Annotated in this window: 10 protein-coding genes; 9 read left to right on the top strand and 1 reads right to left on the bottom strand. The window is 73.5% G+C overall.

The window, feature by feature from the left end; all coding sequences use genetic code 11:
- Positions 1 to 4: 4 nt before the first annotated feature.
- The gene (locus BSL84_RS13570) at positions 5 to 1771 is read right to left on the bottom strand and encodes a phospholipid carrier-dependent glycosyltransferase (RefSeq protein WP_030037229.1); all 1767 of its coding nucleotides are present in this window, start codon (positions 1769 to 1771) and stop codon (positions 5 to 7) included.
- A 78-nt stretch (positions 1772 to 1849) separates the two neighbouring features.
- Here BSL84_RS13570 and rsmI point away from each other — a divergent pair, with 78 nt between their 5' ends.
- The 9 genes from rsmI (at position 1850) to BSL84_RS13525 (ending at position 13248) form a co-directional block, all read left to right on the top strand.
- Positions 1850 to 2746 carry a 16S rRNA (cytidine(1402)-2'-O)-methyltransferase gene (gene rsmI, locus BSL84_RS13565; protein ID WP_030037231.1) on the top strand — a complete coding sequence of 299 codons (897 nt, stop codon included), beginning with the start codon at positions 1850 to 1852 and terminating at the stop codon, positions 2744 to 2746.
- Between the two features lie 160 nt (positions 2747 to 2906).
- Positions 2907 to 3401: a hypothetical protein gene (locus BSL84_RS36495; protein WP_030037232.1), complete on the top strand. Its 495-nt coding sequence runs from the start codon at positions 2907 to 2909 to the stop codon at positions 3399 to 3401.
- A gap of 10 nt (positions 3402 to 3411) precedes the next feature.
- Positions 3412 to 4293 carry a TatD family hydrolase gene (locus BSL84_RS13555; protein WP_075970432.1) on the top strand — a complete coding sequence of 294 codons (882 nt, stop codon included), beginning with the start codon at positions 3412 to 3414 and terminating at the stop codon, positions 4291 to 4293.
- A gap of 445 nt (positions 4294 to 4738) precedes the next feature.
- Complete coding sequence (locus BSL84_RS13550; RefSeq protein WP_079273444.1) at positions 4739 to 6187, top strand: resuscitation-promoting factor; 1449 nt, start codon at positions 4739 to 4741, stop codon at positions 6185 to 6187.
- A gap of 75 nt (positions 6188 to 6262) precedes the next feature.
- Positions 6263 to 7174, top strand: coding sequence for a 16S rRNA (adenine(1518)-N(6)/adenine(1519)-N(6))-dimethyltransferase RsmA (gene rsmA, locus BSL84_RS13545; RefSeq protein ID WP_075970431.1), 912 nt, complete (start codon positions 6263 to 6265; stop codon positions 7172 to 7174).
- The gene (locus BSL84_RS13540; RefSeq protein WP_075970430.1) at positions 7171 to 8112 is read left to right on the top strand and encodes a 4-(cytidine 5'-diphospho)-2-C-methyl-D-erythritol kinase; all 942 of its coding nucleotides are present in this window, start codon (positions 7171 to 7173) and stop codon (positions 8110 to 8112) included. The genes rsmA and BSL84_RS13540 overlap by 4 nt, the downstream gene beginning before the upstream one ends.
- A gap of 185 nt (positions 8113 to 8297) precedes the next feature.
- Entirely contained in the window at positions 8298 to 9629 is a 1332-nt protein-coding gene (locus BSL84_RS13535) for an acyltransferase family protein (RefSeq protein ID WP_075970429.1), read from the top strand.
- A 28-nt stretch (positions 9630 to 9657) separates the two neighbouring features.
- A complete protein-coding gene (locus tag BSL84_RS13530) occupies positions 9658 to 11460 on the top strand; it encodes an ABC-F family ATP-binding cassette domain-containing protein (protein ID WP_030030899.1) in 1803 nt (600 codons plus the stop codon).
- 153 nt (positions 11461 to 11613) lie between these two features.
- Positions 11614 to 13248, top strand: a complete 1635-nt coding sequence (locus BSL84_RS13525; protein WP_030030900.1) for a PQQ-binding-like beta-propeller repeat protein — start codon at positions 11614 to 11616, stop codon at positions 13246 to 13248.
- Positions 13249 to 13273 lie beyond the last annotated feature (25 nt).

Here is a 13273-nt window from a genome sequence, read left to right as displayed (position 1 = left end):
CCTGCTAGACCCAGGTGTCCAGCCACATGCGGCCGCGCCAGGAGTCCATGGGGAGGGTCTGGCCCGTGTAGATCGGCCAGAAGTAGATGAAGTTCCACACGATCAGCAGGACCAGCACACCCGCGCCGATCGCGCCCAGGGCCCGGCGGCGCTCCGTCGAGCCCGCCGGGCCCAGCAGGGCGCCGATCATCATCGCCACCGCCAGGCACAGGTACGGGACGAAGACCACCGCGTAGAAGTAGAAGATCGTCCGCTCCTGGTAGTTGAACCAGGGCAGCAGGCCCGCGGCCAGCGCGCACGCGATCGCGCCCGCCCGCCAGTCACGGCGGAAGAACCACCGCCACAGCACGTACAGCAGCGCGAAGCAGCCCGCCCACCACAGCAGCGGCGTACCCAGGGCCAGGACCTCGCGGGCGCACTTGCCCGCCGCCGTCGCCGGGCAGCCGTCGGTGCCGGGCTCGGGGGACTCGTAGAAGTACGAGACGGGCCGGCCCAGCACCAGCCAGCTCCACGGGTTGGACTCGTAGGTGTGCCCCGAGGTCAGGCCGACGTGGAAGTTGTAGACCTCGGTCTCGTAGTGCCACAGGCTGCGCACCCATTCCGGCAGGAACGACAGCGAGCTGTCCCGGTCGTTCTTGGCCGCCCAGTCGCGCAGGTAGCCGCCCTTGCCGTTGTCCGGGCTGAGGATCCACCCCGACCACGAGGCCACGTACGTCACGATCGCCACCGGCACCGTGGAGACGAAGGCGGGCAGCGCGTCACGGCGCAGCATCGCCGCGTACGGGGCGCCCGCGCCCGCGGTGCGGCGCGCGGCGGCGTCCCACAGCACGGTGAGGATGCCGAAGAAGGCCAGGATCACGAAGCCGTTCCACTTCGTGCCCGCGGCCAGCCCCAGGCAGACCCCGGCCAGGATCCGGTACGGGCGCCAGCCGAGCCGCAGCGTCCCGGCGATCCTCGCGTCGGGCCGCGTCCGGCCCTCCTCGTCCACCGGCAGCGCGTCCGCGAGGCGGGCCCGGGCCCGATCCCGGTCGATGAGCAGCGCCCCGAACGCGGCGAGCACGAAGAACATCAGCACCAGGTCCAGCAGCGCCGTGCGGCTCATCACCAGGTGCAGGCCGTCCACCGCCAGCAGCGCGCCCGCCAGGCAGCCCAGGAACGTCGAGCGGAAGAGGCGCCGCCCGATCCGGCACAGCATCAGCACCGACAGGGTGCCGAGCACGGCCGTCATGAACCGCCAGCCGAACGGCGTCAGGCCGAACATCCACTCGCCGAGCCCGATCACCCACTTGCCGACGGGCGGGTGCACGACGTAGCCCGGGTCCACCGGCAGGGCGACCCCGTCCGGGTTGGCGAGGATCGACTTGTCGATGTCCTTGGGCCAGTTCGCCTCGTAGCCCTGCTTGATCGTGGCCCAGGCGTCCTTGGCGTAGTACGTCTCGTCGAATATCACCGCCTTCGGGCTGCCCAGGTGCACGAACCGCAGCACGCCCGCGACCAGTGCCACCAGCAGCGGCCCGGCCCACGAAACGATCCGCTGCCAGGTCCCCCATACCTCGGGCGGAAGCCCGAAGGTCATCCACAGCTGCCGGGACGGCCTGGTGTACGGGGGCACCAGGCGGGTGCGGACGTCCACGTGCGGCGACGCGCCGGCGCGCGCGTAGCCGAAGCGGCGCAGGTCGCGCAGCCAGGTGGACGGCTCTTCTGCGCCCCCGGCCGTTGCGGAGGACAGGGCCCCCGCGGGGCTGGGCGGCGGCGTCGCGGTACTGGTCACCGGCACATCGTAGGGAAGAGATCTGTGTGCGCCCCAGCGGCGTGGGGTGACGGGCTGCGGGACTGAGAGGATGGGCGGGTGACAACTGACCAGCCCCGCGGTACCGAGCCCACCTCCCCGGCAGGCGTCCTCGTCCTTGCCGGCACCCCCATCGGCGACCTCGCCGACGCCCCGCCGCGCCTTGCGGCGGAGCTGGAGCGGGCCGACGTCGTCGCCGCCGAGGACACCCGCAGGCTGCGCCGGCTGACCCAGGGGCTCGGCGTGCACACCACCGGGCGCGTCCTGTCGTACTTCGAGGGCAACGAGTCGGCCCGCACGCCGGAACTGGTCGAGGCCCTGGCCGGCGGCGCGCGCGTCCTGCTGGTGACGGACGCCGGCATGCCGTCGGTCTCCGACCCCGGCTACCGGCTGGTCGCCGCCGCCGTGGAGAAGGACATCAAGGTCACCGCCGTCCCCGGGCCGTCCGCCGTGCTCACCGCGCTGGCGCTGTCCGGGCTGCCCGTGGACCGGTTCTGCTTCGAGGGCTTCCTGCCGCGCAAGGCCGGCGAGCGCCTCGGCCGGCTGCGCGAGGTCGAGGGCGAGCGGCGCACGCTCGTCTACTTCGAGGCCCCGCACCGGCTCGACGACACCCTGGCCGCGATGGCCGAGGTCTTCGGCGCCGAGCGGCGGGCCGCGGTCTGCCGCGAGCTGACGAAGACGTACGAGGAGGTCAAGCGCGGCGGGCTCGGCGAGCTCGCCGCCTGGGCCGCGGAGGGCGTGCGCGGGGAGATCACCGTCGTGGTGGAGGGTGCCCCGGCGGCCGGGCCCGGCGACGTGGACGACGAGGAGCTGGTGCGCCGGGTACGGGTCCGCGAGGAGGCGGGGGAGCGCCGCAAGGAGGCCATCGCGGCCGTCGCCGCCGAGGCGGGCGTACCCAAGCGCGACGTCTTCGACGCCGTCGTGGCGGCAAAGAACGCGGCACGAAAGGCGCCGTGAACGGGTAAAGGGATAACCTGAAAGGCAAAGCTCAGACCGTGCGCCGGGCGCTTCGGGCATGAGTGGCCCAAAGGTCGTCCAACACTGGACCGGGCCTGATGCGCTCCCGCCCGAAGAGGCGTCCACTGGCAGAGGCACCAGTGGAACAAGAGGAGCTGGCATGAGTGAGATCGCAGACACCCCGGTACCGGTCCAGGCGTCGGCCCCCGCGCGTTTCTCCGGCCCCGACGTGGAGACCGTGCAGGAGGCCTACTCCTTCGCGTGCATGCGCTGCGCGTACGGCTGGGAGCAGGAGTACCGGATCGAGCACCACGTCGACGGCCGGGGCGAGCCCTTCATCATCTACACAATCGGCGGCGAGCGGGTGCCCTCCCCTCTGTCCAACCCCACCTGCATGAACTGCGGCGGCCACGTCGTGCGGATCATGCGGGCGGGCCAGGTCTCCTCGGTGCTCGGCATGATCGACCACCTCTACCACCACCGCATCGCGCCCGGCATCGCCGGACCGGTGCCGGCCGGAGCGAACGTCCCCCGCACCCCCGAGCCGCGCCGGGCCGCCGGACTCCACGACGCCCCCGGACCCGTCGCCGTCAGCGAGGCCGAGAAGCGCGGGGGCCTGGTCTCCCGGCTGATGGGGTTCTTCCGCCGGTCATAAGATCGGCCCCATGAGCCCTTCCTCCGCCTCCAAGGACGCACCGCCGCCGCTGCCCGAACCCCTCCGGGTGGCGGTCGCGGACTCGCACACCCACCTGGACATGCAGTCGGGGACCGTCGAGGAGGGCCTCGCCAAGGCGGCCTCGGTCGGCGTGACCACCGTCGTCCAGGTCGGCTGCGACGTGAAGGGCTCCCGGTGGGCGGCCGAGACGGCGGCCGCCCACGACAACGTCCACGCCGCTGTGGCGCTCCACCCCAACGAAGCCCCCCGCATCGTGCACGGGGATCCCGACGGATGGTCCCGCCAGGGCGCCCGGGCCGGCGGCGGAGACGCCGCCCTGGACGAGGCGCTCGCCGAGATCGAGGCCCTGGCCGCCCTGGCCCATGTGAAGGCCGTCGGTGAAACCGGCCTGGACCACTTCCGTACCGGGCCCGAGGGCATGGCCGCGCAGGAGCGTTCCTTCCGGGCCCACATCGAGATCGCCAAGCGTCAGGGCAAGGCCCTCGTCATCCACGACCGTGACGCCCACGCCGCCGTGCTGCGCGTCCTGCGCGAGGAGGGCGCCCCGGAGCGGACCGTCTTCCACTGCTACTCCGGGGACGCCGACATGGCCCGCGAGTGCGCCGCCGCCGGCTACTACATGTCCTTCGCCGGAACCGTCACCTTCAAGAACGCCGCACCGCTGCGCGAGGCGCTGGCCGTGGCCCCGCTGGAGCTGGTGCTCGTCGAGACGGACGCGCCGTACCTGACGCCCGCGCCGTACCGCGGACGGCCGAACGCCCCGTACCTCATTCCGCTGACGGTGCGCGCGATGGCCGCCGTCCGCGGCATCGACGAGGACGCGATGGCCACTGCCCTGGCGGCCAACACCGCCCGCGCCTTCGACTACTGACCGGCCCATCCGGTCGACACGTAGGGTAGTCGTACGACTTTGTTCCGTGACGCCTCCTCCGTTAAGGTGCCCTCCCCCGACCCGCGGGTGCCGGATCAGCAGTGGAGCGAGCGTCGTGAGCGATACGCAGGGCAGTCACCGCCGGGGCGCTCCCGTCCCGGAGGCGTACGGGGGCGGATCCCCGGCGTGGCCGGCCTGGCCCGCCTGGCCCGCCGATTCCGGCACGGGGGATCCCCGGCCGGCTGATCCCCGGTCCGCCGATCCCGGGCCCGGTGATCCCTGGTCCGGTGATCCGGGGCCCGGTGATCCCTGGGCCGGCGCGCACGGGCCCGCCGACCCAGGGCCCGGGGATCCGTGGCCGGCGGTTCCCGGGCTCGCCGGTCCCGGGCCCGCGGATCCCTGGGCCGGTGGGCACGGGCTGGCCGGTCCCGGGCCCGTGGACCCCGTGCCGGCCGACACCGGCCCCTCCTCCTGGGACACCCAGCCCGCCGTCCCCGTTGCCGTCACCGTCCCCGCCCCCGTCCCCCGCGTCGACGACCGGCCGGCCGTACGCCGCCGGCGCGCCGCGGTCCCCGCCGCCCGCCCGGACACCGCGGGCCGGGACGGCGAACGGCCCGGGCCGGCATCCGGCCCGGGAACCGGCCGCCGCCGCGCCCCCGCGCCGACGCCGACCCTCGCCGACGGGTTCGCCGCGGGCCGACGGCCCCGCGGCCGTACCGCCGTCGAGGAGCCCCCGGCCGGCACCGGCCGCCGCCGGGCCGAGGGACCGGTGCTCCTAGGCCCCACCCCGCCCGCGGCCGCCACCGGTACCTGGCGGCGGATCGTGCCGCAGGCCCTGGTCGTCGCCTTCCTCGCGGGCGGCACGACCGCCTTCGTCGCCGCCGACAAATCGGTACGCCTCACCGTGGACGGCGTCCCGCGGGAGCTGCACACCTTCGCCGGCGACGTCGAGGACCTGCTCGCCGCCGAAGGCCTCGCCATCGGCCCCCACGACCTCGTCGCCCCCGCCCCCGGCGAACCCCTCGACGACGGCGAGGACGTCGTCGTCCGCTACGGCCGCCCCCTGAGGCTGACCCTCGACGGGCAGCAGCGCCAGGTCTGGACCACCGCCCGCACCGTCGAGGGCGCCCTGCGCCAGTTCGGCATCCGCGCCGAGGGTGCCTACCTCTCCGCCCCGCGCACCGCAGCCGTACCGCGCGCCGGCCTGACCCTCAGCGTCCGTACCGAGCGCAGCGTCACCTTCATGGCCGACGGCCGTGAACGCACCATCCGCACCAACGCCGCCACCGTCCAGGAGGCCCTGGACCAGGCCGGCATCACCCTCCGGGGCCAGGACACCACCTCGGTGCCGCCCACCGCCTTCCCGCGCGACGGCCAGACCGTCACCGTGCTCCGGATCACCGGCACCCGCGAGGTCCGCGAGGAGCGCATCCCCTTCGAGACGGAGCGGGTCGAGGACGGCGACCTGTTCGCCGGGACCATGGTCGTCGAGCGCGCCGGCCGGCCCGGGGCGCGCCGGGTCACCTACAGCCTGCGCACCGTCAACGGGGTCCGCCAGAAGCCCCGCGCCGTCGCCGACGAGGTCGTGCGCGAGCCCGTCACCCAGCTGGTCCGGGTCGGCACCAGGCCGCTGCCGAGCTCCGTCTCCGGTGCGGACGGCCTCAACTGGGCCGCCCTGGCCCGCTGCGAGTCCGGCGGGCGCCCCTCCGCCACCGACGCCTCGGGGACGTACGGCGGCCTGTACCAGTTCGACGTCCGCACCTGGCAGGGCCTCGGCGGCAGCGGCCGCCCCCAGGATGCCCCGGCCGCCGAGCAGACCTACCGGGCGAAGAAGCTCTACGTGCAGCGGGGCGCGAGCCCGTGGCCGCACTGCGGCCGCAGGCTGACCTCGTAGGCCGCGGGGCCCCGTCCGGCGCGGCAGGTCCACGTCGTCGTCGGGACCGCTCGGCCGATCTGAGACGCTTTACCGGTGAGCACCGCAGAGCAGCAGCCCGACAATTCCGCGCCCAGCACCCCCGACGCCCTCCTCGGCCCCGCCGACGTCCGGGAGCTGGCCGCCGCCCTCGGCGTACGTCCGACGAAGCAGAAGGGGCAGAACTTCGTCATCGACGCCAACACGGTGCGCAGGATCGTGCGCACCGCCGAGGTCCGCCCGGACGACGTGGTCGTCGAGGTCGGTCCCGGCCTGGGCTCGCTGACGCTCGCGCTGCTGGAGGCCGCGGACCGGGTCGTCGCCGTCGAGATCGACGACATCCTCGCGGCCGCCCTGCCCGCCACCATCGAAGCCCGCATGCCGGCGAAGCAGGACCGCTTCGCGCTGGTCCACTCCGACGCGATGCTGGTCACCGAGCTGCCCGGCCCGCCGCCGACCGCACTGGTGGCGAACCTGCCGTACAACGTGGCCGTGCCCGTCCTGCTGACCATGCTCGACCGGTTCCCGAGCATCGAGCGGACCCTCGTCATGGTCCAGGCGGAGGTCGCCGACCGGCTGGCCGCCGAGCCCGGCAACAAGGTCTACGGGGTGCCCTCCGTCAAGGCCAACTGGTACGCGCACGTCAAGCGCGCCGGAGCCATCGGCCGCAAGGTCTTCTGGCCCGCGCCGAACGTCGACTCCGGGCTCGTCTCCCTCGTACGCCGCATCGAGCCGATCAAGACCAGTGCCTCGAAGGAAGAGGTCTTCGCCGTCGTCGACGCCGCGTTCGCGCAGCGCCGCAAGACCCTGCGCGCCGCCCTGGCCGGCTGGGCCGGCTCGGCGGCAGGCGCCGAGGCCGCGCTGGTCGCCGCGGGCGTCTCCCCGCAGGCCCGCGGGGAGTCCCTGACCGTCGAGCAGTTCGCCGCGATCGCCGAGCACAAGCCCGCACCGGAGAGGCCCGCCCTGTGAGCACGCGCCCCGAGACCACGCGCGTCGAGAGCACGCGCACGGCGCCCGTCACCGTACGGGTCCCGGCGAAGGTCAACGTCCAGCTGGCGGTGGGCGCGGCCCGGCCCGACGGCTTCCACGGCCTGGCCAACGTCTTCCTCGCCGTCTCGCTCTTCGACGAGGTGACGGCGACCCCGGCCGACGCGCTCACGGTGACCTGCGAGGGCCCGGACGCCGACAAGGTCCCGCTGGACCGCACCAACCTCGCCGCGCGGGCCGCCGAGATCCTCGCCGCCCGGCACGGCCTGGCCCCGGACGTCCACCTGCACATCGCCAAGAACATCCCGGTCGCGGGCGGCATGGCGGGCGGCAGCGCCGACGGCGCCGCGGCCCTCCTGGCCTGCGACACCCTGTGGGGCCTGAACACCCCGCGCGAGGAACTGCTCGACATCTGCGCGGAGCTGGGCAGCGACGTCCCCTTCAGCCTCGTCGGCGGCGCCGCCCTCGGCACCGGCCGCGGCGAGGTCCTCACCCCGGTCCCCGCCGGCTCCTTCCACTGGGTGTTCGCGGTGGCCGACGGCGGGCTGTCCACCCCGGCCGTCTTCCGCGAGTTCGACCGCCTCACCGCCGGCACGGAGGTCCCGGAGCCGCAGGCCTCCCCGGCCCTCCTCGCGGCCCTCGCCTCCGGTGACCCGGAGGCGCTGGCCGCCACCCTGGCCAACGACCTCCAGCCGGCCGCCCTGTCGCTGCGGCCCTCGCTGCGGGCGACCCTCGACGCCGGGCTCGCCGCCGGCGCCCTGGCCGCCCTGGTCTCCGGCTCGGGCCCCACGACGGCCTTCCTCGTCACCGACGAGGAGGCCGCCCTGAAGGCGGCCGCGGCCCTCGAAGCCTCGGGCACCTGCCGCGCCACCCGCGTGGCGACCTCCCCGGCCCCGGGCGCCACGGCCCTGCCGTCCTGACCCCACGGACCGCTGCCGGGGGCGCCGCCCCCGGACCCCCGCGCCTTCGAACGCCGGCGAGGCTGAAATCCCCGGCCCCGCCCGGCCCCGTCGGCGTTCGAGGCCCGCCCGCGGGGCGGTACCTAGGCCGGAGTTGAGTATCCGCGCCCTGTCGGGGGGCACCCCGTCGCGGACACCGTGGTCCCATGACAGCCAGCGCACGCGACATCGCCGCCGCCACCCCAGCCGACCGCGACCGGTACGTCGACCTGCTGCGCGTCGCCTCGCTCGGCACCGTCATCGCCGGGCACTGGCTGATGGCCGCCGTCAGCACGGACGGCATAGGGAACCTGCTCGCCCTCGTGCCCGCCCTGCAACCGCTCACCTGGGCGCTGCAGGTCATGCCCGTCTTCTTCTTCGTCGGCGGCTTCTCGCACGCGCTCTCCTACCGCTCCCTGGCCCGCCGCGGCGAAGGCTCCGTCTACGCCGCCTTCCTGCGGGCCCGGCTGCGCCGGCTGCTGCGCCCCACCCTCGCCTTCGTCCTGGTGTGGGCGGTGGTCGCGCTCGCCGTGCAGCTCGCCGGCCACGGCGGCGGCACCCTGACCGGCGCCGCGCTGCGGCTGGTCACCCAGCCGCTGTGGTTCATCGGGATCTACCTGGCCATGGTCGCCTTCACCCCGCCGCTGCTGAAGCTCCACGAACGCCACGGCTGGGCGGCCTTCGCCGCGCTGGCCGGCGCCGCCGCGCTCGTCGACGTACTGCGCTTCGCGCTCGGCGTCCCGTACGTGGAGTTCCTGAACTTCGCCCTCGTCTGGCTCGCCGTCCACCAGCTCGGCTTCCTGCGCGCCGACGGCCGGATCCGCCGGCCGGCCCTCCTCGCCGCCGGCGGACTCTCCGGAGCCGTGCTGCTGGTCGCCTGCGGCCCGTACCCGCTGTCCATGGTCGGAATGCCCGGCGAGAAGGTCTCCAACATGGCCCCGCCCACCCTCGCCCTGCTCTGCCACGGCCTGTGGCTCGTCGGCGCCGTACAGCTCGCCGCCCGGCCAGCGGGCGCCTGGCTGCGGCGCCCCCGCGTGTGGCGGACGGTCGTCGCCGCCAACGGGGTCGCCATGACCGCCTTCCTCTGGCACCTCACCGCGATGCTCGCCGTGTACGGGGCCCAGCTCGCCCTCGGCAGGGACCTCCCCGCCCCCGCCGGCGCAGCCTGGTGGGCGCAGGTCCCCGTACGGCTCCTGGCCGCGGCGGCGCTGACCGGCCTGTTCGTGGCCCTGTTCCGCCGCTTCGAGGCCCCCGCGCCCGCCCATCCGGCCGGGCCCACGGGATCCGCCGCCGGCCCCGTCGCCGCCCTCGGGATCACCCTGTGCCTCCTCGGCGTCCTGGGGGTCTCCATGACCGGCCTCGGCGGCCTCCTCGACGGCCACACCGCCACCCTCGTCGCCGTCCCGGTCACCGCACCCGCCGCGATCGCCATGGCGCTGGGCGGCGCCTTCCTGGTGGAACGGTCCGCCACGGTCCGGAGGGTTAGGCTGAGGGGCTGATCCACACCCTTTCCCTGGAGCGCGTCTGATGGCCGTCAATCTGGTCAATGTCGAGGCAGTCAGCAAGGTGTACGGCACACGTACCCTGCTGGACGGTATCTCCCTCGGCGTGTCCGAGGGAGACCGGATCGGCGTCGTCGGCCGCAACGGCGACGGCAAGACCACCCTCATCCGCATGCTCGCCAAGCTGGAGGAGCCCGACAGCGGGCGCGTCACCCAGTCCGGCGGCCTGCGCATGGGCGTCCTCACCCAGCACGACTCCCTCGACCCCGCCGCGACCATCCGCCACGAGATCATCGGCGACATGGCCGACCACGAGTGGGCCGGCAACGCCAAGATCCGCGACGTCCTCACCGGACTCTTCGGCGGCCTCGACCTGCCCGGCTTCAACCAGGGCCTCGACACGGTCATCGGCCCGCTCTCCGGCGGCGAGCGCCGGCGCATCGCCCTCGCCAAGCTGCTCATCGCCGACCAGGACCTCCTGATCCTCGACGAGCCCACCAACCACCTCGACGTCGAGGGCATCTCCTGGCTGGCAGCCCACCTCCAGACGCGCCGCTCCGCCCTCGTCTGCGTCACCCACGACCGCTGGTTCCTCGACCAGGTCTGCACCCGCATGTGGGACGTCCAGCGCGGCGAGGTCTTCGAGTACGAAGGCGGCTACAGCGACTACGTCTTCGCCCGCGCCGAACGCGAACGCATCGCCGCCACCGAGGAGACCAAGCGGCAGAACCTGATGCGCAAGGAGCTCGCCTGGCTGCGCCGCGGCGCCCCCGCCCGCACCTCCAAGCCCCGCTACCGCATCGAGGCCGCCAACGAGCTCATCGCCGACGTCCCGCCGCCGCGCGACAAGTCCGAGCTGATGCGCTTCGCCAACGCCCGCCTCGGCAAGACCGTCTTCGACCTTGAGGACGTCACCGTCCAGGCCGGCCCCAAGACCCTCCTCAAGCACCTCACCTGGCACCTGGGCCCCGGCGACCGCGTCGGCCTCGTCGGTGTCAACGGCGCCGGCAAGACCTCCCTCCTGCGCGCCCTCGCCGAGGCCGCCCGCAGCCAGGGCGACGCCCAGCCCGCCGCGGGCAAGGTCATCGTCGGCAAGACGGTCAAGCTGGCCTACCTCTCCCAGGAGGTCGGCGAACTCGACCCGTCCCTGCGGGTCCTGGAGGCCGTCCAGCGCGTCCGCGACCGCGTCGACCTCGGCAAGGGACGCGAGATGACGGCGGGCCAGCTGTGCGAGCAGTTCGGCTTCACCAAGGAGAAGCAGTGGACGCCCGTCGGCGACCTCTCCGGCGGCGAGCGCCGCCGGCTGCAGATCCTGCGCCTGCTGATGGACGAGCCCAACGTCCTCTTCCTCGACGAGCCCACCAACGACCTCGACATCGAGACCCTGACCCAGCTGGAGGACCTCCTCGACGGCTGGCCCGGCTCGATGATCGTGATCTCCCACGACCGGTTCTTCATCGAGCGCACCACCGACACGGTGATGGCCCTGCTCGGCGACGCCAGCCTGCGCATGCTGCCGCGCGGCCTCGACGAGTACCTGGAGCGCCGGCAGCGGATGATCGAGGCGGCCGCCCCGGCACCCGCACCGGCCGCGGCCGCGGCCAAGTCCAGCTCCTCGGGGGACTCGCGCGCCGCGAAGAAGGAGCTCCAGAAGATCGAGCGGCAGCTGAACAAGCTCGCCGACCGCGAGGGAAACCTGCACGCCCAGATCGCCGAGCACTCCACCGACTACGACAAGGTGGCCAAGCTCGACGCGGAGCTGCGCGAACTGCTCTCCGACCGGGACGACTTGGAGATGCGCTGGCTGGAGCTGGCCGAGGAGGCGTAGATTCCGCCGGTCCTCGGAGCCAACTGGCCGGATAACGAGGGCATCACGGGCCGGTCCTCCCTTGGGAACAGGGGGCGGACCGGTCCGTTGTATGCGCGGCGTCAGTGATAGAAAGGTCAAACTCCCCGACCCCCCGAAGCCGAAAGTGCGCTGATGACCGAGCCGCCCCAGCCGCCGAACCAGCCACCGACCCCTTCCGGTTACGGACACCTGCCGGGCCCCCCGCAACAGGGCTACGGATACCCGCAGGGCGAGAACCCCTACGCGCAGCAGCCCGCCCCGGGGCACCAGCAGCCCTACCCGCAGCAGCCGCCCACCGTCGCGGCGTACCCGGCCCACAACCTGCAGCCGCCCGCGCCCGGCACACCCGGCGCGCCCGGTATGCCGCCGAAGAAGAAGCTGACGCTGATCGTCGCCGCCTCGGTCGCGGCCGTCCTCGTCCTCGGCGGCGTCGGCTACGTAGCCTTCGGCGGCGACGAGGACCCCAAGCAGCCCGTGGCCCAGGAGTCCGGCGACGCCAAGCCCTCCGCCTCCCCGTCCGTGGACATGGGCGACGGCAGCGGCCCCGGCGGCAACCAGCAGACGGACCTCAACGCCGGCCGCAAGCAGGGCGAGGACAAGGTCCTCTGGCTCAAGACCACCAAGATCGACGGCCCGGGTGCCGGGGTGCCCGCCAAGGGGCAGTGGGTCGTCGGCGACACCGTGGCCAAGACCGTCGACAAGACGATCAAGGGCTACGCGGTGGCCGACGGCAAAGAGAAGTGGACGATCACCTTCCCTGCGAAGATCTGCGGCACGACCCGGGCGACCACCGACGACGGCAAGACCGTCGTCATGTACGCCGACGGCCCCTCCGACACCGCCAACTGCAACCAGATCCGGATGGTCGACCTCAAGGCGGGCAAGGAAGGCTGGTCGAAGGAGGTGGCGAAGGAGAGCGCCTTCGACATGTTCCTCGACCCCAGCCTGGCCATGACCGGGGACGTCGTCACCGTCAACCGGCTCACCCGCGCCACCGCCTTCAAGATCAGCACCGGTGAGAAGCTCTTCGGCAGCCCCTCCGAGGGCTGCGTGCCCGGCGCCTACGCCGCCGGCAGCGGCAAACTGATCGGCATCGCCACCTGCAACGACGCCGACATGACCGTCGAGATCCAGGACGCCGACCCGGCCACCGGCAAGAAGACCTGGACCTACCGCCTCCCCAAGGGCTGGAAGGTCTCCCGCGTCTACTCGGTCGACCCGGTCGTCCTGCACCTCAAGAACGCCTCCTCGAAGGAGAACTCCGTCGTCGTCCTCGGACCCGACGGCAAGCAGCGCACCACGCTCTCCGGCGAGGGCAGCTTCTCCACCGAGTGCAGCATGAGCTACGACGACAGCCTCCAGGGCTGCGCCACCGCCGTCGCCGACGCGGGCACCCTCTACCTGCCCACCAAGGCCGCCATCGGCAAGGCCAACGAGATCGTCGCCTTCGACCTCACCACCGGCAAGGCCAAGTGGCGCGTACCGGCGGGAGAGGGCCGCACCCTCGAACCGGTGAAGGCCGCGAACGGCCAGCTGATCGCCTACCGCAAGGCCGAGGCGAACACGGGCGGCGAGGTCCTGTCCATCCCGGCCGACGGCAGCACGCCCACCGCACTCCTGCGCCACCCGTCGGGCCCCTCCGCACCGATCGAGAGCTCCTTCTACTCCCCGCAGGTCGACTACGCGGACGGGCGCTTCTTCATCTCCACCTCCCGCCTGCTCGCCCAGGACAAGGACGAGAAGCTCCTGATGGTCTTCGGCAAGTGAGAAACCGTCCAACGACCCGCCCGAC

It is taken from the genome of Streptomyces sp. TN58 (assembly GCF_001941845.1).
Lineage (GTDB): Bacteria > Actinomycetota > Actinomycetes > Streptomycetales > Streptomycetaceae > Streptomyces.
Note: the sequence above shows the minus strand (reverse complement) of the source record. Positions and strands in the feature narration are given on the sequence as shown.